19 protein-coding genes are annotated in these 23,154 nt (G+C 68.3%); 6 read left to right on the top strand and 13 right to left on the bottom strand.

Annotation, left to right across the window (positions count from 1 at the left end):
* Positions 1 to 3: 3 nt before the first annotated feature.
* From KF871_RS00905 to KF871_RS00895, 3 genes are read right to left on the bottom strand one after another with little or no spacing between them, the layout of a single operon-like run.
* Complete coding sequence (locus KF871_RS00905; protein ID WP_291136916.1) at positions 4 to 1,236, bottom strand: cyclopropane-fatty-acyl-phospholipid synthase family protein; 1,233 nt, start codon at positions 1,234 to 1,236, stop codon at positions 4 to 6.
* Positions 1,233 to 2,051, bottom strand: coding sequence for a DUF1365 domain-containing protein (locus KF871_RS00900; RefSeq protein WP_291136913.1), 819 nt, complete (start codon positions 2,049 to 2,051; stop codon positions 1,233 to 1,235). Before KF871_RS00900 ends, KF871_RS00905 begins: the two co-directional genes overlap by 4 nt.
* Positions 2,048 to 3,454, bottom strand: a complete 1,407-nt coding sequence (locus KF871_RS00895; protein WP_291136910.1) for an NAD(P)/FAD-dependent oxidoreductase — start codon at positions 3,452 to 3,454, stop codon at positions 2,048 to 2,050. Before KF871_RS00895 ends, KF871_RS00900 begins: the two co-directional genes overlap by 4 nt.
* A gap of 471 nt (positions 3,455 to 3,925) precedes the next feature.
* Here KF871_RS00895 and KF871_RS00890 point away from each other — a divergent pair, with 471 nt between their 5' ends.
* Positions 3,926 to 4,780, top strand: a complete 855-nt coding sequence (locus KF871_RS00890) for a ferritin-like domain-containing protein (protein ID WP_291136907.1) — start codon at positions 3,926 to 3,928, stop codon at positions 4,778 to 4,780.
* On the opposite strand, the gene KF871_RS00885 is transcribed toward KF871_RS00890, so the two are convergent.
* Together KF871_RS00885 and glnE are read right to left on the bottom strand one after the other, a co-directional pair.
* Positions 4,769 to 5,368, bottom strand: coding sequence for a rhomboid family intramembrane serine protease (locus KF871_RS00885; protein WP_291136905.1), 600 nt, complete (start codon positions 5,366 to 5,368; stop codon positions 4,769 to 4,771). The genes KF871_RS00890 and KF871_RS00885 overlap by 12 nt on opposite strands.
* On the bottom strand, positions 5,365 to 8,118 hold the full coding sequence (gene glnE / locus KF871_RS00880; protein WP_291136903.1) for a bifunctional [glutamate--ammonia ligase]-adenylyl-L-tyrosine phosphorylase/[glutamate--ammonia-ligase] adenylyltransferase: 2,754 nt from the start codon (positions 8,116 to 8,118) through the stop codon (positions 5,365 to 5,367). The genes KF871_RS00885 and glnE overlap by 4 nt, the downstream gene beginning before the upstream one ends.
* 59 nt (positions 8,119 to 8,177) lie before the next feature.
* Here glnE and KF871_RS00875 point away from each other — a divergent pair, with 59 nt between their 5' ends.
* The 4 genes from KF871_RS00875 to KF871_RS00860 are packed head-to-tail and all read left to right on the top strand — an operon-like array spanning position 8,178 to position 15,919.
* Positions 8,178 to 12,326: a YhdP family protein gene (locus tag KF871_RS00875; RefSeq protein WP_291136900.1), complete on the top strand. Its 4,149-nt coding sequence runs from the start codon at positions 8,178 to 8,180 to the stop codon at positions 12,324 to 12,326.
* 43 nt (positions 12,327 to 12,369) lie between these two features.
* Positions 12,370 to 13,179 carry a carbon-nitrogen hydrolase family protein gene (locus KF871_RS00870; RefSeq protein ID WP_291136897.1) on the top strand — a complete coding sequence of 270 codons (810 nt, stop codon included), beginning with the start codon at positions 12,370 to 12,372 and terminating at the stop codon, positions 13,177 to 13,179.
* 39 nt (positions 13,180 to 13,218) lie between these two features.
* Positions 13,219 to 15,258: an ATP-binding protein gene (locus tag KF871_RS00865; RefSeq protein WP_291137386.1), complete on the top strand. Its 2,040-nt coding sequence runs from the start codon at positions 13,219 to 13,221 to the stop codon at positions 15,256 to 15,258.
* A 31-nt stretch (positions 15,259 to 15,289) separates the two neighbouring features.
* On the top strand, positions 15,290 to 15,919 hold the full coding sequence (locus KF871_RS00860) for a response regulator (protein ID WP_291136894.1): 630 nt from the start codon (positions 15,290 to 15,292) through the stop codon (positions 15,917 to 15,919).
* Between the two features lie 24 nt (positions 15,920 to 15,943).
* Here KF871_RS00860 and KF871_RS00855 read toward each other — a convergent pair whose 3' ends face one another.
* Complete coding sequence (locus KF871_RS00855; protein WP_291136891.1) at positions 15,944 to 16,099, bottom strand: hypothetical protein; 156 nt, start codon at positions 16,097 to 16,099, stop codon at positions 15,944 to 15,946.
* Between KF871_RS00855 and KF871_RS00850 the strand changes: the two genes are divergently transcribed.
* Positions 16,032 to 17,264, top strand: coding sequence for a murein transglycosylase A (locus tag KF871_RS00850; protein WP_291136888.1), 1,233 nt, complete (start codon positions 16,032 to 16,034; stop codon positions 17,262 to 17,264). The two genes, KF871_RS00855 and KF871_RS00850, sit on opposite strands and share 68 nt — an antisense overlap.
* Positions 17,265 to 17,274: 10 nt before the next feature.
* Here the strand turns inward: KF871_RS00850 and KF871_RS00845 are convergent, their stop codons facing one another.
* From KF871_RS00845 to KF871_RS00815, 7 genes are all read right to left on the bottom strand, one after another.
* Entirely contained in the window at positions 17,275 to 17,742 is a 468-nt protein-coding gene (locus KF871_RS00845; protein WP_291136885.1) for a hypothetical protein, read from the bottom strand.
* A gap of 70 nt (positions 17,743 to 17,812) precedes the next feature.
* Positions 17,813 to 19,783, bottom strand: a complete 1,971-nt coding sequence (locus KF871_RS00840) for an SdrD B-like domain-containing protein (protein WP_291136882.1) — start codon at positions 19,781 to 19,783, stop codon at positions 17,813 to 17,815.
* Positions 19,780 to 20,571 carry a hypothetical protein gene (locus tag KF871_RS00835; protein WP_291136879.1) on the bottom strand — a complete coding sequence of 264 codons (792 nt, stop codon included), beginning with the start codon at positions 20,569 to 20,571 and terminating at the stop codon, positions 19,780 to 19,782. The genes KF871_RS00840 and KF871_RS00835 overlap by 4 nt, the downstream gene beginning before the upstream one ends.
* On the bottom strand, positions 20,561 to 21,022 hold the full coding sequence (locus KF871_RS00830; protein WP_291136876.1) for a hypothetical protein: 462 nt from the start codon (positions 21,020 to 21,022) through the stop codon (positions 20,561 to 20,563). The genes KF871_RS00835 and KF871_RS00830 overlap by 11 nt, the downstream gene beginning before the upstream one ends.
* Positions 21,019 to 21,651 (bottom strand): hypothetical protein, encoded by a 633-nt coding sequence (locus KF871_RS00825; protein WP_291136873.1) that lies wholly within the window; start codon positions 21,649 to 21,651, stop codon positions 21,019 to 21,021. Before KF871_RS00825 ends, KF871_RS00830 begins: the two co-directional genes overlap by 4 nt.
* Before the next feature lie 102 nt (positions 21,652 to 21,753).
* Positions 21,754 to 22,326 (bottom strand): hypothetical protein, encoded by a 573-nt coding sequence (locus KF871_RS00820; RefSeq protein WP_291136870.1) that lies wholly within the window; start codon positions 22,324 to 22,326, stop codon positions 21,754 to 21,756.
* A 201-nt stretch (positions 22,327 to 22,527) separates the two neighbouring features.
* Complete coding sequence (locus KF871_RS00815) at positions 22,528 to 23,040, bottom strand: Lrp/AsnC family transcriptional regulator (RefSeq protein ID WP_291136867.1); 513 nt, start codon at positions 23,038 to 23,040, stop codon at positions 22,528 to 22,530.
* Positions 23,041 to 23,154: the final 114 nt, after the last annotated feature.

Here is a 23,154-nt window from a genome sequence, read left to right as displayed (position 1 = left end):
GCTTCAGTCCGGCTTGCGCAGCGTGAACTGCACGACGTCGGTGCTGCCATCGTTGAAGGCCGCCTCGCAGTAGGCGAGGTAGAACTCCCAGATGCGCAGGAAGCGTTCGTCGAAGCCCTGCGCCAGCACCTCATCGCGTGCAGCCAGAAAGCGCTCGCGCCAGTCGGCCAGGGTGCGTGCGTAGTCGGCGCCGAAGGCGAAGCTGTCTTCCACCACCAGGCCTGCTCGCTCGGCCTGTTCCCGAAAGACGCGGGGGCTGGGCAGGCAGCCGCCGGGAAAGATGTACTGCTGGATGAAGTCGGTGCCGCGGATGTAACGCTCGAACAGATCGTCGCGGATCACGATGCTCTGGATGCAGGCGCGCCCGCCGGGTTTGAGCAGTCGCGCCACGGTCTGGAAGTAGGTGGGCCAGTAGTGGCGGCCCACGGCCTCGACCATTTCGATCGAGCAGATGGCATCGAAGGGCGCATCGTCGATGTCGCGGTAATCCTGCAATCGCAGGTCGGCGCGATCGCCGGTCATCAGGGCCTGCATGCGCGCGCGGGCGAAGGCGAGCTGCTCGGTGGACAGGGTCACGCCCACCACACTGGCGTCGAACTCCAGCAGGGCCTTCTCGGCCAGCGCACCCCAGCCGCAGCCGATCTCCAGCACGCGGTGGCCCGGTTGCACGCCGGCCATGCGCAGCGCTCGGCGCACCTTGGCGTGCTGGGCCTGCACCATGCTGAGCCCGGGCGTCTCGAACCAGGCCGACGAGTAGTTCATCGTCTCGTCGAGCCAGAGCCGGTAGAAGGCGTTGCCCAGGTCGTAGTGGGCGTGGATGTTGCGCCGGCTGTTGGCCTTGCTGTTGTGGTTGAGCAGGTGGCGCAGCCGATAAGCCAGGCGACCCAGCCAGCTGCCGTGGATGGCTTCTTCCACCTCGCGTCGGTTGCGCAGCATGAGGTCGATAAGCACGGTGAGGTTGGGTGTGCTCCAGTCGCCCGCGATGTAGCCCTCGGCAAAACCGATGTCACCCGACTTGAGCACCGCCGTACAGACCTTCCAGTTGTGCAGCCACAGGCTGGCGTGCGGCGCGTCCTCGCCACCGAAGCGCTGCACCGAGCCATCGGGCAGCGTGAGGCTGAGGCTGCCGTGGCGCAGCCGTTGCAACAGACGCAGCATCTGCCGCGCTGCGGCCGGGGCTTGGGGTGGCAGGGACACCGCGGGGGCGGGTCGTGCGACGGTGCTGGAGTGGCTCATGGGTCGCCTTGGGTCGAGGTGGGGTTCAAGGAGCTGGCCGCCATCGGTGTGGCCGTGACCAGTGCCGTCGGGGCAGCGGGCTGACGAAAGAACGGCGTGCGCTTGACCCACAGGCGCAGGGCCTGCCAGTGGATGCGCGCGATCACGGCCAGGGTCATCAGCGGTTGCGTGAACAGCGCGCGGCGCCGACTGGCGTTGTCGAGCGGCACCAGCGTGCCGCTGACGCTGGTGTTGAGCAGTGGCATTGGTTGCGCAGGGTCGTCGTGGTAGTCGATGCGCATCACGGTGCGGGGGACTTCGCCCTGCGTGCGCATGAAGACGAAGCGGTAGCGCCCGCGCACCGGGCAGAACGGCGAGACGTGGAACACTTTGTCGGCTTCGCAGGGCACGCCGTAGCGGGGCGCATCGAGCAGGTAGCAATGGCGCTCGCCGAAGGTGTTGTTGACCTCGGCGATGACGGCCCGCAGCGAACCGTCGGCGCGGTGGCAGTACCAGAAGCTCACCGGCTTGAAGACGTAGCCCAGCAGGCGTGGGTAGGTGTGCAACCAGATCTCGCCGGTGGCGTCGTCGATGCCATGCCGATGCAGTACCTCGTCGAGCCACTGCAGGCAGTCGTCGCGACCATCGCCGTGGTCGCGATCGTGAAAGCTCAGCCAGGCTTTGCGGTTGCGTGCCACGGCCGCCGACGGGCGCTCCTTGAGCGCGCGCAGCGGCAGCATCAGGAAAAACGTGGGGTAGCTGAAGGCGTGCGCACGCGGGCGCGTACGGCTGTGGCGCACCTGGCCGAAGCCGATCAGCGCCTTCGCCTCATTCACGCCAGCACTCCTGGCAGGGCGTGGACGGCGCCGCTGTTGTCGGTCAGTGCCCATTGGTCGAGCAGGCCGCGCGCCGCCGACAGCCCGGCCTTGAGGCCGTCTTCGTGAAAGCCGTAGCCACACCAGGCGCCGGCGTACCAGGTGTTGAGCCGCCCCTGGATGGCCGGCAGGCGCGTCTGTGCACGGATGGCGTCGAGGTCGAACACGGGGTGGTCGTAGTCCCATTCGCCCAACACACTGGCGGGGTCGATGGCGCGGATGGGGTTGAGGCTCACCACCACCGGCTGGGGCGTCGGCAAAGGTTGCAGCTTGTTGAGCAGGTAGTGCAGGCAGACCTGCGCCCCGCCCGCGTCGGGCTGAGGTCCGCGCTCGTAGTTCCAGGCTGCCCAGGCGCGCTCCTGGGTGGGCAGGACAGCGGCATCGGTGTGCAGCACGGCGCGGTTGGCCTGGTAGCGGATGGCACCCAGCAGCTCACGCTCGTCGGCAGAGGCCTCGCCGCCGAGCAGGCGCAGTGCCTGGTCGGTGTGGCAGGCGAGCACCACCGCATCGAAGCGTTCGACCTGGCTGTCGGTGACCACGCGCACGCCGCTCGCATCGCGCACGATCTGGCGCACCGGCGTGGCCAGTCGTGTGTCCGGCAGGGCGTCGATGATCTTCTGCACGTACTGGCGCGCGCCGCCGGCCACGGTGAACCAGCGCGGTCGCCCACTCACCTGGATGAGGCCGTGGTTGTGACAGAAGCGCACCAGCGTGGCGACCGGGAAGCGCAGCATCTGGTCGGTGGGGCAGCTCCAGATGCAACCCAGCATGGGCAGCAGGTACCAGTCGCGAAATGCCGCGCCGAACCGGTGCTGGCGCAGGAAGTCGTCCAGCGGCTGCAGCAGCGGGCTGTCCGGGTGCAGGTCATCGCCGCGTTCGGCCAGGCGGGTGCACAGCCGGTTGAAGCGCAGGATGTCGCCCAGCATGCCCCAGAAGGCCGGTCGGGCCAGATTGCGGCGTTGCGAGAACACGGTGGACAGGCTGGTGCCGCTCCACTCGAGCATGCCGCCGCCAGGGCCAGCCTGCGGCACCTGGGCGGAAAAGGACATGTCCGAACCCGCCAGCGGCACATCGAGCTCGGCAAACAAGGCCAGCAAGTTGGGGTAGGTGCGCTCGTTGAGCACCAGGAAGCCGGTGTCGACCCCGAAGGTCGAGGGCTGGCCGTCGGTGCCGGGCAAGGTGACGTCGACCGTGTGGGCGTGTCCGCCGAACCAGTCGCCGGCTTCATACAACGTGACGTCAGTCAGCCCCTGCAGGGTGCGGGCCGCCGCCAGACCGGCAATGCCGGCACCAATGACCGCCACGCGGCGCTGCGTGCCGGCGCCACGGGCGCCCAGGGAGGAGGGGATGGGGTCCGCGCGCATGGCGGTCCCTCAGGCCTGCGCCACCGGCTGCGGCCGGCGGCGTAAAGAAGAAATTGCTGCGAAGCGCCCCGAAACGAACAAGGGAGGGAGGGAGGAGGAGGAGAAGCGCCCCGGGATTGCAGTCAGACCATGACGGCCCGAGAGACTTCGCAGCAGAAAACGGGGGTTGGACAGTGATTCCCTCACGCAACCGGAGTTTGTGAGGCGGGCGTCAGGGGAGAAGTTCCCGAGGGCGATCATGGTCGGTGGGTCCGTGCTTGACTAACTTGAACTGCTTGGTCACAGTTCTGAACTGTACGGTATAGATTTGATCTGGGCAAGCTGTTTTACGCCCGATCATGCTGCCGGCCAGTCGCCGAAAGGCGGTCCCATGGGGACAGGCTTCACGTTGCCGACGGCCAAGCGACCTGTGGCGTCAGGGCCCCCGCCTACAATGTCGCGCTCTTTCCCCGGTGCCCCGTCGAGATGACCATGCTCTACCCCGAACTCTTCAAGCAACTCGAGTCCGTCCGCTGGGACATGGAAAAGGACATTCCCTGGGCCAGTTTTGACGGCAGCAAGCTTTCCGATGAGCAGGCGCAGACCATCAAGATGAACGCCATCACCGAGTGGGCGGCGCTGCCGGCCACCGAAATGTTCCTGCGCGACAACCGCGACGACTCTGACTTTTCTGCCTTCATGTCGATCTGGTTCTTTGAAGAGCAGAAGCATTCGCTGGTGCTGATGGAATACCTCAAGCGCTTCCGCCCCGACCTGGTGCCCAGCGAGCAGGAGCTGCACGACATCCGCTTCGAGTTCGATCCGGCGCCGGCGCTGGAGACGCTGATGCTGCATTTCTGCGGCGAGATCCGCCTCAACCACTGGTACCGCCGCGCGTCCGAGTGGCACACCGAGCCGGTCATCAAGCACATTTACACCACGCTCAGCCAGGACGAGGCACGCCATGGCGGCGCCTACCTGCGCTACATGAAGCGCGCCATCGGCCGCTTCGGCAACGAAGCGCGCTCGGCCTTTGCCAAGGTGGGCGTGCTGATGGCCAGTGCGCGGCGCACCGCCCAGGCCCTGCACCCGACCAACCTGCACGTGAACAAGGCCTTGTTCCCCAAGGACACGATCCAGAGCCGCCTGCCCAATCCGGAATGGCTGGAGCACTGGCTGGACAAGCAGATTGCGTTTGATGCCGTGTGGGAAGGCAAGGTGGTCGACCGCATCCTGCACAACCTGAGCCTGTTGATGGACAGCAGCTTCAAGTCGGTGCAGGAGCTCAACCGCTTCCGCAAATCGCTGGCCAGCGGCGCCGGCCCGGCCGTACCCTCAGCTGCTTGAGGCGGGCTGACGCCAGGCGCGCAGGGCGCTGAGCGCGCCCAGCATTGCGCCCCAGAAGGCGCCACTGAGGTGGGCGGCCTGAACAATGGACATCTCGTCGCTGGGGTCCCACACCACGGGCTGCCCCCAGGCGTGTTCGATGAACAGCTTGACCAGCACGCCCAGCGCCAGGCCCGCGCCCCAGGTGCGCAGCGGGCGTGGCATCGGCCCCAGCAGCAGGTGCATGGCCAGCACCATCAGGCCGGCGTGCAGCACGCCCGACAGACCGACCGCGTAGCCCACCTGGGGCCACAGGTCCAGGCTCAATTGGGTGAGCGGCCAGCTCAGCCCCCAGGCCCAGGTGGCCGAGGTCGGTGGGCGCAAGACCCAACCGGCCGCGGTCAGCGCGCCCAGTGCCAGCTGGTTGCCGATCAGGTGCGGCGTGCTCAGGTGGACCCAGGCACTGGTGAGCAGCGTCCAGGGTTGGAGAAGCCAGCCGTCGGCGCGCCAGATCAGCAGTTGCACCACCGGTTCGCGTGCCCACCACAGCAGCATGCTGAGCACGCCATGTACTGCGCACAACACCAGCCAGGTGCGCGAACCCTTCATGGCCGCTGGGCCGAGCCGAGCACGTGCGCCCAGAGTTGCTGTACCGCGGTGGCTTCCTCGCGCACCTCGTCGGGTTCGACCTGCGTGGGCGATTCATCCAGCCGCGCCCGGTGCTGGATCTGGCGCAGGCGCCGGTAGGCCTTGGCGGCCGCTTCGCCCATGCCGGGCAACAGCAGGCCGGCCCGTTCGGCGCGGCGCAGCAGGTTGATGTTGCCGGTGTTGGCGCGCAGTTCGGGGTGCGCGCGCGAGTGCAGCAGCACCAGGTACTGCATCACGAACTCCACGTCGACCATGCCGCCGGCGCTGTGTTTGACGTCGAAACGGCCGCCACGCACCGGGTGCGCGGCGCGCACCTTCTCGCGCATGGCCACGATCTCGCGCGCCAGCGCGTCGGCTTCGCGCGGTGCGGTGATGACGGCCTCGCGCACGGCGTCGAAGCGGCCCGCCAGCGCCGCGCTGCCCAGCACGAAGCGCGCGCGCGTCATGGCCTGGTGTTCCCAGGTCCAGGCGGCATTGCTGCCGCGCTGGGTCTGGTAGCTCGCGTAGGCGGCGAAGCTGGTCACCAGCAGGCCCGAATTCCCGTTGGGCCGCAGCGCGGTGTCGATCTCGAACAGATCGCCTTCGCCGGTCTTCACGGTGAGCCAGTTGATCATCTTGCGCACGAAGGCGGCGTAGATCTCGCCAGCGCTTTCGTGCTCGTCCTCGTAGACGAAGACGATGTCCAGGTCGCTGCCGTAGCCGAGCTCCTTGCCGCCGAGCTTGCCGTAGCCGACGATGGCGAACGCGGGCACGTCGCGGTGGCGCGTCTTGAGGCGGGCCCAGCACCAGCGCGCGGTCAGGCGCAACACCGCATCGGCCAGCGCCGACAGGTCGTCGGCCACCTGCTCCACGCTGAGAACGCCCTCGACGTCGCGCGCCAGGGTGCGGAACACCTCGGCGTGGTGGGCGCGGCGCAGCAGGTTGAGCAGGGCTTCTTCGTCGTCCTCGCCGGTGGTGCGCAGCGAAGCGCGCCGGGCTTCGCACTCGGCCTCGAAGCTGGCGGCGTCGAAGCGTTCGGCCAGCAGTTGCTGGCTGGCCAGCTCGTCGATCACCCCGGGGTGCTGGATCAGGTAACGCGCCGGCCATTTGGCCGCGCCCAGCAGGCGAAGCAGCCGCTCGTGCACCGAGGGGCGCTCCTGTAGCAGCGCAAGGTAGCTCTCGCGGCGCAGCAGCGGCTCCATCCAGTCGGTCATGCGCAGCGCCGCGAGTTCGCTGACCCGGCCTTCGTCGATCCAGGCGCCGGTGCGCTGCACCAGGCGCACCAGCCGCAGCCGTGTGTCCTCGCGCAGCGCCTGCACACGCGGGTGCTCGCGCCACTGCTGCACCCGCTCGGCAAAGGCCGGCGGCAATTGCGGCAGCACGGCGTTGAGGTCGTCGCTGGCGCTGCGCGGCGCACCGACCTGGCAGCCTTTGCCCTTGCACCCGCCCTGCGAGCCCCCCAGCAGGATGTCGAACTCTTCGGCCACTGTCTCGCGGTGCGCGTCGAGCGCGTGCAGGAAAGCGCAGGTGTTGGCAAAACCCATGGTGGCGGCGATCCAGGCCAGATCGTCGTCGCGCTCGGGCATCACATGGGTCTGCTGATCGTCCAGGTACTGGATGCGGTGCTCGACCTGGCGCAGGAAGGTGTAGGCGCGCGCCAGCGCATCCGCCTTGTCGGCCGGCATGAGACCGGCGCGCGCCACGCGCTGCAAGGCGTCCAGTGTGGAGCGCGTGCGCAGCTCGGGGAACTGCCCCCCGCGCACCACCTGCAGCAACTGCACGGTGAATTCGATCTCGCGAATGCCGCCGCGAGAGAGCTTGACGTCGTTGGCCCGCCCGGGGTTGCCCGCGGCTCGTTTGGAGGCGTGGTCGCGGATCTGGCGGTGCAGCACGCGCAATGCTTCGAACACGCCGTAGTCCAGATAGCGGCGAAACACGAAGGGCAACACGGTGCCGCGCAGGGCCTGCATGCCGGGCGTGCCCCGCACCGAATCCGGCGCGATCACGCGGCTCTTGAGCCAGGCAAAGCGCTCCCACTCGCGGCCTTGTACCAGAAAGTACTCCTCCAGCGCACCCAGAGAGACCACGCTCGGGCCCGAGTTGCCGTTGGGACGCAAGGCCAGGTCCACGCGGAACACGCAACCGTGTTCGGTCGTGTCGCCCACGGTCTGGTAGATGTGCTTGACCGCCTTGGCGAAGTACTCGTGGTTGCTGATGCGCCCGCGCCCGTCGGCATTGCCGGCGGTCTCGCCGTCGTGGTCGTAGATGTAGATGAGGTCGATGTCGCTGGAGACATTGAGCTCGCGCGCGCCCAGCTTGCCCATGCCGATCACCCACAGCTGGGCGCGGCCGCGGCCGTCGTCGCGCATGGGCGCGCCGTGCAGACCATCCAGTTCGCTGCAGGCCAGCTGGCAGGCCTCGTCCAGCGCCAGCTCGGCCAGCCAGGTCACCGCGTGCGTCACGTCGGTCAGAGGTGCCTGCTGCTCGGTGTCGAGCACCACCAGGCGTTCCAGCACGGCATGGCGCAGCACACGCAGTGCCGCCGGCAGCGCCAGCCCACGTGCCTGCAAGGCTCGCAAGCCCAGGCGCATGCCGTCCTTGTCGAGCGCTCCCGGTGGCAGGCAGGTCAGTTCGTCGGCGTAGCGGCGGCGCACGCGCTGCACGAAGCGCGAGTGGGTGGCGTCGGCGTTGATCGCCGCTGTCTGCGCAGGGGTGTTCACATTCGTTGACACGCGTGGCTCATCCCGTCAGGAACCTGGCACAGGATGCCTCGTCATAATTCGCGATGGACATGATGCGATCCCGACCACACCGTGGCAGTAGCGACGCTGGCAGTGCTTCGGCCGGCCGCGGGTTGCGGCTGTGGGCCCGTGGACTGCGCGTGCTGCTGTGGCTGCTCGCCGGGCTCTGGGGCATCTTCATCCTGAGCTGGTTCGTTTTGCAGGCGTGGATTGTGCCGCGGATCGAAAACTGGCGCCCCGAGCTGCAGCGATGGGCCAGCGAGGCGGTCGGGGTAGAGGTTCGCATCGGCGCCATCCGGGCGGTCAAGGCCGCCGACCGCGTGCTGCCACCCCTGGTGCCCAGCTTTGAATTCGACCAGGTGCAGCTGCTCGACGCCAGCGGCGGCGAGGCCTTGCGCTTGCCCCTGGTCAAGGCGTCGGTCTCGGTGGCCTCGCTCTGGCGCGGCGCCTTTGAATCCGTCCGCATCGACCAGCCGGTGCTCGACGTGCGCCGGCGCAGCGACGGCCACATCGAGGTGGCTGGCATCGACGTGACCAGTGGGGCCGACGGTGACGGCTCGGCCGCACGCTGGTTCTTCGATCAGAGCAGCATCGAAATCCGGGGCGGAGCGGTGCGCTGGCACGACGAACTGCGCGACCTGCCGCCGCTGGCCTTGAGCCAGCTCGATGTCATCGTGCGCAACGGCGCGCGCTCGCACCAGTTGCGCCTGGACGCGACCCCGCCTGCGCAGTGGGGCGATCGCTTCACGCTGCGCGCCCAGCTGAGCGAACCCTTGCTGCGCCTGCCCACTGCCGCGCCCGACGCCAACCCCTGGGACGACTGGAGCGGCGAGCTGTTTGCCGGCTTCGAGCGGGTGGACGTGGCGCAACTGCGCCAGCGCGTCGACCTGAGCGAATGGGGCGTGCAGGTGCGCAGTGGCCAGGGCGCGCTGCGGGCCTGGGCGCGGGTGCGCGACGGCATGGTCGACGGCCTCACGCTGGATGCCGCGCTGAGCGACGTTGACCTGCAGCTGGGCGCCGATCTGCCCGCGATGGCTTTGCAGTACGTGAACGGGCGCCTGGAGGCGTCGCGCTCGGCCAGCGGCTGGCAGGCCAGCACCGATCGGCTCGCGTTTCGCACAACCGAGGGGCTGGACTGGGTGGGCGCGCAGGTCGCCATCGAACATCTGTATGCGCGCGAGCGCCAGGGGCCTCGCACGGCGGTGAAAGCGCAAGGCGTCGAGCTGGCCACCCTGTCGGCCCTGGCCGAGCGCCTGCCCCTGCCCGCCGAGGCGCGCGGCTGGCTGACCCGCCTGCAGCCGAGGGGCCGGCTCGAGGCCCTGGACCTGCTGTGGCAGGCCCGCGGCAGCGGCCCGCTGGCCGAGCGTGTGGTGGCCCGCGCCAAGGGCCGTGTCACCGGCCTGGTGCTCAAGGGCGAGCCAAGCGGACGCATGTCCATCAGCGGGCGCTTTCCGCTGCCCGGGCGCCCAGGCATCGAAGGCGGCAACATCGATTTCGACCTGGACCAGAACGGCGGCAGCGCCCAGGTGGCGCTGCGCGATGGAGTGCTGGACTTCCCCGATGTGTTCGAGCAATCGCGCATTGCTTTTGACCGCTTTGACGCCCGGTTTCGCTGGCGCATCGACGGCGAGCAGGTGAAGGTGGATCTGGACGACGCCAGCTTCGCCAACGCCGACACCGAAGGCAGTGCGCGCGGCAGCTGGCACACGGCCGACCCCGGCAAGAGCTCCTCGCACGCACGGTTTCCGGGGGTGCTTGATCTCACGGGTCAGCTCACCCGGGCCAATGGCACGGCGGTGCACCGGTACCTGCCGCTGGTGGTCAACGAACACGCGCGCCAGTACGTGCGCGATGCGGTGCTGGCCGGCACCTCGCGCCAGGCCAGCGTGCGCATCCAGGGCGATCTCTGGGACATGCCGTTCGACCAGCCGCAGAACGCCGACGGCGTGTTCCGCATTGCGGCGCAGCTCGAAGGGGTCGACTTCGATCACCTGCCCGCGTTTCTGCCGCGCCCGGGCGATCTGCCGTGGCCCGGCGTGCGCGGCGCCACCGCCCGCTTCGAGCTGGACCGCGGCGCGATGCATGTGAGCGATGTGGCGGGTGGTCTGGCCAACGCAGCGGGCGTTCGCATCGAGCAAGGCTCGGTGACCATTGCGGACCTCGCCCACGCCCCGGTGGTGAAGGTCGGCCTGAAGGCCAGTGGCCCCGCCGCCGCGCTGCTGGGCCATGTGCAGCGCACACCGCTCAATGTGTGGACCGCGGGCGCGCTGAGCGAAGCGGTGGCCAGCGGGCCGGCCAGCGTGGACCTGTCGCTGGAGCTGCCCCTGGAGGACCTGCCCAAATCGCAGGTGCGGGGTCAGGTGCACCTGGACGGCACCGACCTGCGCATTGCGCCGTCGTCGCCTTTGCTGGGCAAAACGCGCGGCACCCTGTCCTTCACCGAAGCCGGCTTCGCGTTCACCGGCGCGCGCGCCCAGGTCTATGGCGGCGAGCTGCTGTTTGATGGCAGCCTGCGCCCCGATGCCGACGGGCGGGCGCTGGTGCAGTTTCGCGGCCAGGGCGTTGCCACCGCAGCCGGTCTGCGCGACGGCCTTCGCGACGGGCCGGGCGCCAAGGCCGCCCCCTGGCTGGCCCGTTTGAGCGGGTCAACCGCCTACACCGCGCAACTCGGCTTTCGCGGCCCGGTGCCCGACCTGCGCATCACCAGTTCGCTGCAGGGCATGGGGCTGGACCTGCCAGCGCCCTTGAACAAGGCGCCCGAGGCGATCTGGCCCATGCGATGGGACAGCGCGCTGCAGGCCGCGTCGGGCGGGCGCGCCGCGCAGCAGCGCGTGTCGCTCACCGTGGGCCCGAGCACGGCGCAGGTGATCGACCTGCTGCTGGAGCGACCGCTGGAAGGCAGCGGCCCTGCGCGCGGCAGCGTCGCCGTTGGCCTGCCGGTGGGCGAGCGCGACCGATTGCCCGATCAGGGCGTGGTGCTGCAGGCCCGGGTGGGCGAACTCGATGTGGACGCCTGGCAGCGCTTGCTGTCCCAGTCGTCGGGGGCCGACGCCGCCATGGACGCACTGATGCCTTCGCGCGTGAGCCTGCAAGCCGACGGGCTGGTGGTCGAGGGGCGGCGCTTTCATCGCCTGTTGCTGGGCGCGTCGCGCCTGGGCAGCGTGTGGCGCGCCAGTGTCGATGCGGACGAGCTCAATGGCTACGTCGAATTCCGCCCCGCCAGTGGCTCGGGTGCCGGCAGCGTGTACGCGCGCCTGGCCCGCCTGAGCCTGTCGCCCACCGCCCCGCGCGAGGTCGATCGGCTGCTGCAGCAACCCTCCAGCGTGCCCGCACTGGACATCGCGGTCGACGAGTTGCGCTGGGGTGAACGCTCGCTGGGCCGCGTGGAGATCGACGCCGTCAACCGCGGCGGTCCCACGCGGGTGGGGGAGTGGCGTCTGAACGCGCTGCGCGCCACCTTGCCGGAGGCGCAGCTCACCGCCAGTGGCAATTGGGCGCCGGTGGGCGCACAAAGCGATGGCCCGACAGCCGCCGCCCAGCGCCGCACCGCCCTGCAGTTCAAGCTGGCGCTGCAGGACAGCGGTGCCTTGCTGGAGCGTTTCGGCGCCACGGGCCTGGTGCGGGGCGGCCGCGGTCGCCTGGAGGGCACGATTGGCTGGCTGGGCACACCCATGTCGTTCGACCACGCCTCCCTCAGCGGTCAGTTGCACCTCGATCTCGAACGCGGGCAGTTTCTCAAGGCCGAGCCGGGTGCCGGTCGCCTGCTCGGCGTGCTGAGCCTGCAGGCGTTGCCCAGGCGGCTTACGCTGGACTTTCGCGATGTGTTCTCAGAGGGCTTTGCCTTCGACTTTGTACGCGGTGACGCTGCCATCGAATCCGGCGTGGTCTCGACCAACAACCTGCAGATGAAGGGCGTCAACGCCGCGGTGCTGCTGGAGGGCTCGGCCGACCTGGGCCAGGAGACGCAGGACCTGAAGGTGGTGGTGGTGCCCGAGCTCAATGCCGGCACCGCCTCGCTGATCGCCTCGGCCATCAACCCGGCGGTGGGCATCGGCACCTTCCTGGCGCAGTTCCTGTTGCGCCAGCCTTTGCAGAGCGCGGCCACGCAGGAATTTCGCGTGACCGGCAAATGGGGCGATCCGCAGGTCGACAAGGTGGCGCGCTCGGCACCGGCCCCTGCGCAGAGCCCGACGCTGTAGTAAGCTCCAACGCCTTGTCCCGCACGCTGCCACGGAACCCACCATGAAAGTCGCCGCCATCCAGATGGTCTCGGGCATCAGCCTGGACGCCAACCTCAGTGAAGCCCTGCGCCTGCTGCGCCTGGCCGCCGCCGGCGGTGCCGAACTGGCGGTGTTGCCCGAGTACTTCTGCTTCATGGGCATGAAGGACGAAGACAAGCTGGTCATCGCCGAGACCGAGGGCCTGGGCATGGTCCAGGACTTCCTCAGCGATGCGGCGCGCGACCTCAAGCTGTGCGTGGTGGGCGGCACCTTGCCGATGGCCACGGAAGACCCGGGTCACGCGGCCAATGCCTCGCTGGCCTTCGATGCCAAGGGCCAGCGCATCAGCCGCTACGACAAGATCCATTTGTTCCGCTACGACAACGGCCGCGAACGCTACGACGAAGCCGCGGTGCTCAAGGCCGGCGACACCCCGACCAGCTTTGCCTTGCGCGACAAAAGCGGCCAGTCCTGGCGCATCGGCCAAAGCGTGTGCTACGACCTGCGCTTTGCCGAGCTGTACCAGACGCTGGCGGCCGAGGTGCTGCTGGTGCCGGCCGCGTTCACCTACACCACCGGCTCGGCCCACTGGGAGGTGTTGCTGCGCGCGCGCGCCATCGAAAACCAGGCCTTCGTCATCGCCAGCGCGCAGGGCGGCGTGCACGAGAACGGCCGCCGCACCTGGGGCCACAGCATGGTGATCGACCCCTGGGGCCAGGTGCTGGCCATGCAGGCCGAGGGCCCGGGCGTGGTGCTGGCCGATATCGACATGGCCCGCGTCAAACAGGTGCGCGAACAACTGCCCTCGCTGCAGCACCGCGTCTTGCGCTAGGGCCTGTTCGCACTTGGAAAATAGCTTGAGCAGGCCTTGATGCGATCACCGCGCTGGCCCCTGTGGGGTGCCCTGCTGCTGCTGGTGGGGGCCTTGCTCACGGTGCTGGTGTTTCTGGCCGCCGAGTACGAGGTGGGCCGCGACCAGGCGGCGCTCGATCAGGACACCCAGGCCGTGGCCGGCGAGATCCGCAGCGGTCTGCTGCGCAATGTGCAGACGCTGCAATCGCTGCACGCGTTCTCGCCGTCGCCGCGCAGCTGGGACGCGCCAGCCGCCGAGGTGCTGACCCAGCGCCGCGAAATCGTGCGACTGGAATGGCGCGACAACAACCTGCGCTTGCTGACCCACCGGCTCTCGCCCTACACGCCCGACGTGTTCGACATGCTCCCGCGCGGTCAGGCGCTGCCGGAGGTGCGCCAGGCCTGCGACGTCGCGCGCCGCCAGTCCGGCCCGGCCTATTCGTCGAGCTACTTCTGGCCCATGCGCGACGGCCGCGGCATGGAGGTCATGGAGCTGTGCCTGCCCGTCACCGAAACCGGCAAGCCGCGCGGCTACCTGATTGCAACCTACTCGCTGCAGGGCATGCTGTCCGAGCTCACCGACATGCCGGCGCAGCGCGGTCGCGGGCTGAGCTTCATCGAGGTCGATGGCACACGGCTGGCGGTGCACAGCATGCTCAACGATCCGCGCCGCACGCTGCGCTCGCAGGCCCTGCTCGACCTGCCAGGCCACACGCTCCTGTTGCAGATCGAAAGCCCGCGCCGCGCCATGGGCCTGTTTCCCAACGTGCTCACCGCGGTGGTGGGTGCGCTTTCGCTGGCCCTGCTGGTGGTGCTGTACCTGCTGGCGCGCGACACGCGGCGGCGCCAGCGGGCCGAGCAGCGTGCGGCCGAAGCGCTGGCCTTTCGCAAGGCGATGGAGGATTCGCTGGTGACCGGCTTGCGCGCGCGCGACATGACTGGGCGCATCACTTATGTGAATCCCGCGTTCTGCCAGATGGTGGGGCTGAGTACCGAGCAGCTCGTGGGCACCGGTCTGCCCGCGCCGTGGTGGCCGCCTGAGCTGGTTGACGAGTACCAGCAGCGCCAGGCGGTGCGCCTGGCTGGCCAGACGCTGCCGCGCGAAGGCTACGAGTCGGTGTTCCAGCGCAGCGACGGCACGCGCTTTCCCGTGCTCATCATCGAGGCCCCGCTGATCGACGCTCAGGGCGTGCAGACCGGCTACATGAGCGCCATCATCGACCTCACCGAACAGCGCCGGGTCGAAGACCTCAACCGGGCCTCGCAGGACAAGCTGCAGGCCACGGCCCGGCTGGCCACGGTGGGCGAGATGGCCACGCTCATCAGCCACGAACTCAACCAGCCGCTGGCGGCCATTGCCAGCTACGCCAGCGGCACCCTCAACCTGCTGCAGCACGATGCGGCCGTGCCATCGAGCGACATCGAAGGCGCGATCCGGCGCATCGCCGAGCAGGCCGACCGTGCCGGGCGCGTCATCCGCAGCGTGGCCGACTTCGTGCGACGTCGCGACCAGGTGCGCGAGAGTGTGGCGCCCTCGCAGCTCATCGACGGCATCGCCACCCTGCTGTCGCTGCAGGCCAAGAAGCAGGGCATCCGGCTGGTGCTGGACGTGGCGGCGGGCACACCCCACGTGCACTGCGACCGCACCATGGTCGAGCAGGTCTTGCTCAACCTGGCGCGCAACGGCATGCAGGCCATGCCGCTGGGCGACCCACCCACCGCCAGCGGCCTGCGCACGCTGCGCGTGGCCGTGGCGCCGGCGCCCGGCCCGCAGGCGGCCGCAGCGGGCTGGGTGCGCTTCGATGTCATTGACCATGGCCAGGGGCTACCGCCCGAGGTGGCCGAGCGCATGTTCACGCCCTTCTTCACCACCAAGGCCGACGGCATGGGTCTGGGTCTGAGCCTGTGCCGCACCGTGGTTGAGCAGCACGGCGGTGCGCTGTCTTACGAGCCAGAGCCACCGCGCGGTACGCGCTTCTCGTTCACCTTGCCGGCGGTCGATGCCCAGGCGCCAGTGACGTCGGCGCAAGAGGCAGGCGCTGCTGCTGCGGCTGCCTGAGGCCGCACTGAGCGACACCTATCATTCGCGCATGACCGATTTCCCCGACGCGAAGATCTACCTCGTCGACGACGACGCCGGCGTGCGCGACGCACTGGCCTGGCTATTGCGCACGCGCCGCCTGGTCAGCGATGGGTTCGACAGCGCCGAGGCCTTTCTGGCCGAGGCCGCCGTCGTGCGCGGCGAGCCGCAGACGCCTTGCTGCGTGCTGCTGGATGTGCGCATGCCGGGCATGAGCGGGCTGGCCTTGTTCGAGCAGCTGCGCACCCTGCCCTGGCAGGCCACGATGCCCATCATCTTCCTCTCGGGCCATGCCGATGTGCCCACGGCGGTGGCAGCGGTCAAGCGCGGCGCCTTCGACTTCTGTGAGAAGCCCTTCTCCGACAACGCGCTGGTTGATCGTGTCGAGCAGGCCTTGCGCCAGTCGGCTGGGGAGCTGGCCCAGCGCGCGGTGCAGCGCGGGTTGCAGCAGCGCCTGGACAGCCTCACCGAGCGCGAGCGCGATGTGATGAACCTGGTGGTGGCCGGTCTGCCCAACAAGCTGGTGGCCGATCAGCTGCAGATCAGCGTGCGCACGGTGGAAGTACACCGCTCGCGCGTGTTCGACAAGATGGGCGTGAAGTCCGCGGTCGAGCTGGCCAATCTGTTGCGCGTTGGTTGATGCCCTTGCGCGTGACGGGAACCCTCAGCGCTTGGGCGGCTCTGCCGGGTCGTCGCCGCTTTTCTCGCGTTGCACTTCCGGTGGCAACTCGCCGTTCTTGCGGCCGGAGAACATGGTCCACCACACGATGAACACCAGAAGAATCAGTGCGCCAAGCGCTTCGAGCAACAACAGGGTCATGGACAGCAGGGGTTGGGGCCGTGGCGCGGCCTGGGTCGCGGCGCTGGCCATTGTAGGGAGCCTCGTCGCCTGCGGCAGCGCGCCGGTGGTGGTGTCCGAGCCGGCGCCAAGCGTGGCCAGCGTGCCCGCCGTTCGCCCTGTGCCCGCGCCCGGTGTGCAGCAGCGTGCCCGCAGCCGCTGGGTGGCCGTCGATTGGCAGGACCTGCCGGGCTGGGGCCAGGACGCCTTGCACGAAGCCTGGAACGCCTTGCTGCGCGGCTGCGAGAAGCCCGCACCGGGCTTCGAAGCCCTCTGCGCGCAGGCCCGCCCCCTGGCCATCGGTTCGCCCGAAGAACAACGCGCCTGGGTGCAGCAACGCCTGCAGCCCTACCGCGTGGTCGAGGTCGACGGGCGCGCGCCGGAGGGGCTGCTCACCGGCTACTACGAGCCGGTGCTCGAGGCCTCGCGCCTTCCCACCGCCACCCAGCGTGTGCCGCTGTATGCGCCGCCACCGGGCCTGGTCAACGGGCAGGCCTGGTACACCCGCCAGCAGATCGACACCTCGCCCGAGGCGCAGGCCGCGCTCAGGGGCCGCGCCATCGCCTGGCTGGCCGACCCCATTGATGCGCTGATCCTGCAGATCCAGGGCTCGGGCCGCTTGCTGGTGCGCGAACCCGATGGGCGCGTGGTGCCGGTGCGGCTGGCCTATGCCGCGCACAACGGTCAGCCCTATCAAAGTGTGGGCCGATGGTTGCTTGACCAGGGCGCCATCCGCGAGGCCTCGTGGGACGCCATCAAGGCCTGGGCGCGTCAGAACCCGCAGCGCCTCAACGACATGCTCTGGAGCAACCCGCGCACGGTGTTCTTTCGCGAAGAGGCCTTGAGCGACTTCGACGCCTTCTTCGGGCCGCGCGGCGCGCAAGGCGTGGCCTTGACGCCGGGCCGCTCGATCGCGGTCGACCCGCTGAGCATCCCTTACGGCACACCGGTCTGGCTGGCCACGCAAGGTCCGGTGCTCAACACCCAGCGCCTGGTGTTGGCACAGGACACGGGCGGGGCCATTCAGGGCGCGGTGCGCGCGGATCTGTTCACCGGCTGGGGTGGCTGGAACGACGAAGCCTTCAAGCTGGCGGCGGCGCTCAAGCAGCCGTTGCAGTTGTGGGCGCTGTGGCCCAAGGTGCAGTGATGGGCAGCGCTTAGAGCGCGCTCAGCTCGGTTTGCACCGGCCAGGGCAACTGGGCCGTGGTCAGCGCCGAGCCTGCAACGTCGAGTTCGAAGCGGTGTTCCAGCGCGACGCGGTAGCGCCCGTTGCGGGGTGCGCATACCCGGTAGCCGTCACCGGCTCGCATTACCTGCACACCGGCGCTGTTCGATTGCACCGACCATTGGCGCACGCCGGTGGTGTTCAGGCTCAACACGGCGCAAAAGCCCTGGCGCATGGTGGTCAGTACCTCCAGCTCCTGCTGGGCCGAACCGTCTGCCACCGCAATGGCCGCCGGGTGCTGGTTGCCCAGCACACGCACGATGGGTGGCACGACAACGCGCAACTTGACCGTGGCGCTGGCCGACTGGCCGCTGCCCGTGACCAGACGCGATTCGGGCAACGCGCTCAGCGGGAGCGCGAGGCCAATCAGCATCAGGAGGGTGCGGGCCGAGCGGGTCATGCCCCACTATCGGCCTGCAATCGCCGGACTTGAACCCTTTTTCGGGGTCAGTTCCGACGATAGGCGCCCCTTATTCCGCGCGTTGTACCGGCAGGCTGAGTTGCACCGTGCCGCGCAACGGCACATCGGCCGCGGTGCTGCCGTCGCCCACCACGTTCCACGGCAGCGGCAGCGAGTCGCCGCGCAAGGTCACGGCCCGTTGGCCGGTGGCCACGAACGGGAAGCTGAATCGGCCCTGGCTGTCGGTGCGCACGGCGTAGCGGTTGTCCAGGTACACGGTGGCGTTGGGTACGCCGGTTTCGTTGGCCTCCTGGCGGCCGTTGCGGTTCTCGTCGAAGAACACCACGCCGTCGATGCGCCCGCCACCGTCGGCGGCGCGCCCGCCCAGGGGCACGCTGCGGCTGCCGGCCTCGAGCTCATAGCGCAGGGCCACGTAGAAGGCGCGGTTGGACAAGGTGTTGTCGATCGTGATCGGAGGGGCGAGCGGATCGAGCGTGAAGGCCTGGCTGGTTCGCCCGCTGCTCCAGACCCAACTGCCTTCGAGTGACCAGTGCGTGTCGATTCGCCAGTTGGCGCCCAGGTTCAGGCTTTCCCGCCGCTGGCTGCCCGGGCCTTGCTCCATTTGCAGACTGCCCCGCACGCCAGCGCGGCTGCCCAGCGGCACATTCATGTTGAGCGCGCCGGAGACTTGTGTGCCGTCGCCCGTGCCGCTTGATGGATCACGGCCGTAGCGGGCCAGGCCGAGCGTGGTGGACAGCGACCAGTCGTTAGAGACCTGCCAGTCCTGGTCGTGCAGCAACCTCAGCACATCCGGTCGGCGTTCGCCGCCTTCAAGTTCAAGGCGCAGACCGGTGGGGCCCCAATCATTCGCACTGCGCCAGTCGAGGTAGGTGTTCCAGTCGCGATCCCCCAATTGGCGCAGGGCCAGGCCGCCGCCCACGCTGTCGGTGCCCGACAGGCGCCAACGCGCATTGGCATTGGCGTAGTACCCCCCGCTGCTGCGACCACTGACCGAGCGCAACAAGTCCAGCGAGCCATCGACCGACCACCGACGTTGGGTGTATCGGCTGCGCAGGTACACGCCTTCCAGGTCGCTGGCCATGGGCTGGCCAGCCCAGCTCAGGCCGTCGTCTAGCCGGTAGAAGCCGCTGCCATGGGCCCAGGCGCCGTTGCCCCACTCGGCGTCGAACCAGCCACCCTGGGTCGAACGGCTTTTGTCGGTGCGTTGCGACGTCAGCCACTGCGCCTGCCAGCGCAGGTCGGCGTCGTCGTGGCGCAAGGTCAATCGCGAGGCATCGGCGTCGAAGCGGGCGCCAGAGCTGTTGGCGAGATCGCGCACGTCGCGGGCGGATTCGTGCTGCACGGCCATCGACCAACCGGCGCGAAGGCCGCTGGTGGCGTCGCCGGCCTGGCGCCACTGAAGGCCGGCGGTGTGGCGGCGGCCACCGGTGGCGTCGAAGCGCGTTTCAGGCAGGACGCCCAGGCGGCCAGGCTCGCCGCTGCCCAGTTGCAGCTGCAATCCTTTGTCGGCGTTGATCCATTCGCCGCCCACGCCGCGCAAGTAGGCCGAAGGCACGAATACGCGAGAGGGCAGGCGGGTGATGTCCGGTGCGAGCGCGTTGATGACGCCCAGTTCGTGGTTGCCGATCCAGCCATCGCCCATGGGCAGGCCGCGTTGGCGCAGCGTGAAGGTGCCGCCACCGCTGCGGGGCGCGTACTGGCCGTCGAACGAAATGGCGCCGTGGTTGGGTGTCTCGATCTGCCCATAACCGCCAAAGCCCAGCCAGGCGCTGCCTTCGCTGTCGAAGGGGGATGTGGACGCCCGGGTTTCCAGACGCAGGTAGCGTGGCCAGCCAGTGGTGTCGTAGTTCGGGGCAGGCCCCTCGTCGTCGGCCTCGGGGGTCAGCCCCTGGATCTCGCGGTCGACATATGGCGAGGCTTGCGTGGGCAGCTGCGCCCAGGCGGTGGCACTCAGGCACAGCGCCAGAACGGTGGTAGGGAGGCGGCGCGACAGAGGATGGCCCGTCCGCGCACTCCTCATGGTGCGAATCGGATGTCGATGGGCAGGCGTTGCTTGTCGCCCCACTCCAGGCCCCCCTGGATGCGAACGGGAAACCGGACCTCGGGCGCCGGCTGATTGCCCTCACCCAGCGCAACCAGAGCGATCGAACGCGTTTCGCCTGGCAGGATGGGCAGATCCGCCGGGCCGAATTCCAACGACTTGCCGGTGGCGTCGGTGCCGGCCAGAAAGCCTTCCAGACGGCCATGGGCGTTGCCGGTGTTGCGCACGTCGATGACGGGTGTTGGCTTGCCCTGGATGGTCTGCACACGCGAGCCGACCACCGCCAGTCGTGGGGCCACATCGCCCACGGCGACGTACACGATCACCCCGATGCGTCCGCTGGCCTGAACGTTGCCACCAGTGGGATCGCGGCCTTCCACCATCAAGGCGAAGCGGCACTCGCGAGGCTGGGCATCGGCAGGGGGCGACACCTCGAATCGGTAGCGGTAGCGTGAGCCTGGGTCGATGGACAGTTCTCGGCGTTCGATGGCCACCCATGGGCGGCAGCTGTCGGCGGTCAGTGCATCGCTGAAGGTCACCGATTGATTGGCGTTGAAAGTCCAGTCGTTGGTGTAGACCCGATAGCTGCCACGAATCTGGCCCACGTGCTGGATCTCGAACACCTGTCGTGAGGTCTGGCCGGGCTGGACCTGAAACGAGAACCTGGGCGGCGAGATGAAGGCCGAGAACCCCTGACCCTGTGCCGCACTGGCGGCGGCCAATGCCGCGCAGGTCACGAGGCGTCGAAAGTGCTGATCAATCGGCATCGAATTCGAAGTGAAATTGCAGGCGTCGGGTGCTGGCTTGCCAGTCGGCGCCTGAGCGCAAGCGCATCAGTAACTGGTCCTCCAGCGTGCCGTCAGGCATGGTACCGACGAACACCACGGTGCGTTCGCCCGAGGTGACGCGTCCAGCGAGCAGTTTGCCTTGCGATGTCCAGGTGGCCTCGAGCTGCGAGCTTTCGTCGCGATCCAGCACCAGGTAGAGCTTGCCCGAGCGGTTGGCCACTGGCCGCGTGTCGACACGCACATTGACGCGCACCCAGGCCTCCATGGCGGCGGCGCCGTCGCGTGGGGCCGTCAGGCCACGCCACTGCATTTGCGCGTTGGGCGGCACCGTGTGCGTCAGCGAGTCGTCAAGGCGGATCGGGTTGGCCATGGCCGATCCAATGGCGCACAACATCGCTGCAATCGAGAACCAGCGCAGCAGGGGCATCATGGGCTGGTGACGGTGTAGGTGATCGTGGCCGTGTACGTGCCTGCGGCGCGCACCGCCGAGTTGGCGTAGCTGAACGAGTGGCAGTTCTCGATGTAGGTGTTGGCGGGGATGGTGGCCAGAAACTGGGTGCCACCGTTGTAGGTGCCCGCCGGGATGATGTTGGGCACCGAACTGCCGGGGGCGCTCACCGTCCAGCTGACTTCGGAGATCGGGATGCTGTCGCCCGAGGTATTGATCAGCGTGGCCGGCGACGAGACGCTCAGCGTTGCGCTCATGGGCGCGGAGCCGCCACCGGCGTTGTTGCGCTGGTAAGACGCGCCGATCAGCAACTGGCTGGCGGGTGTCGGGCAGGTCAGGTAGTTGTCGCCCTGCAGACTACGGGACTGGGTGCTGTTGCTGGTCATGGCCAGCGGTGTGCCATTGCCCAGCTGATTGCTGGGCACGGTGACCGACACCACATTGATGGTGCCGCTGTCCCCTGCCTCAACGCCATTGCCCACGTGAAGATAAACCCGACGGCTGGCCGAGCTCATGGTGAGCGACCAGGCAAAAGCAGCGCTCGAGCCGCTCAACACAAGCGTCAAGGCGGCCAGCAAACGTAGCGCAACGTGGCGTTGGGGCATCGTCAACAGCGGCTCTTAAAAAGCGAACGGAGGGCAGCGATGGGCAACCCTCCGTGGCAATTGCCGGGATGGTCTGGGCCACCTGTCCGGCAAGGGATTGTCAATATCTCAAGGCATGGTCGCGGTGTAGGTGACCGTCCCCGTGTAAGCGCCAAACGCCGGGGTGGCGGTGTTGGCATAGCTGTAGGTCCAGTTGGCGGTCTGGTTGGTCACACGGCCGGCCACGGTTGGCAGGCTGGTGCCGCCGTCAAATGCAGGTGCTGGCAGCGCAGCGCTGCTGGAGGAGACCGACAGGTCGGAGAAGGCAATCGTGTCGGTGCCGCTGGTCAGGTTGGTCGGGTTGGTGGCCGTGATGGTGATTTGACCGTCGTTGCCGTAGACCCGCACCGGCACCACGCCGCCGTTGGTGATGGATGAGGCCGGCGAGCCAGCGCCTGCACCGACAGCAAGGGGGTTCGCCGTGTAGTCGAACGCAATTTCGTCAACGGTGTTGTTGTCGGCCAGCGGGGTGCCTGAACCGGTGCCCACGCCCAGGAACAGGACGCGCGGAATGACAATGCGCAGATTCAGTTTGGCAGTGGCAGAGCCGGCGCCAACCGTGAGATCGGACTCGGCAGACGCCAGCAGCGGGCTGGCCACAGCCAGCGCCAGGACGGATTTCAGAAGCAGGTTCTTGTTCACAAAAATTCCTTCGGATGGACGGTTTGGGCTGGACTGTGTACTTTCGATTGAAGTACTGCTTTCCTACAGGTGGCGCCATGGTAGGCACCGCCGACTCCCCAGGCAATCCATCAGAGTCGAAAAAGTCACGTTTTTCAATGACTTGAACCGGCTTCTTGACCCAGCGGTCGAAATTCTCGCACAAATGGATGAAAAGGCCGCTCAAGTTTGGGCGGCTTTTGCCGTGTGTGGTCCTTTTTGCGACAGCCATTGAGTCAAAGGCAGTGCTCCGTCGGCCTTGACCTCGCCCAGTGAGAAGCTGGTGTGCAGGTCTTTGACGTTCGGCAGGTTGAGCAGCACCTCGCGGGCGAAGGTGCTGAAGTGGTTCAGGTCGCGACTGACCACCTGCAACTCGAAGGTGCCCGAGCCGCTGATGTAGTGGCAGGCCACCACCTCCGGGATGGCGCGGATGGCCCGCTCCATCTGGCGCGTCAGGTCGCCGCTGTTGCGGTCGGCGTCCAGTCGCACGAAGGCCAGCACACCCAGGCCCAGTTTTTCGCGGTCGAGCACGGCGCGGTAGCCCTTGATGAAGCCGGCTTCTTCCAGTGCGCGCACCCGGCGCCAGCAGGGGGCCGCGGACAAGCCCACGCGCTGGGCCAGCTCGGCGTTGGTGAGGCGGCCGTCACTTTGCAGTTCTTGCAGAATCGCCAGATCAAACTTGTCGATTGTTGTCATGTAGGGGTATTTTCAGAAAGAACGTTTCTGAATCATCGCGATTCGGGTTATGAAACGCAAACACCTGTCGCGAACTCGGTCATACACTGCGCGGCAGACTGGACCGCACCCGCG

The organism is Hydrogenophaga sp., assembly GCF_019635465.1.
Classification (GTDB): domain Bacteria; phylum Pseudomonadota; class Gammaproteobacteria; order Burkholderiales; family Burkholderiaceae_C; genus Hydrogenophaga.
Note: the sequence above shows the minus strand (reverse complement) of the source record. Positions and strands in the feature narration are given on the sequence as shown.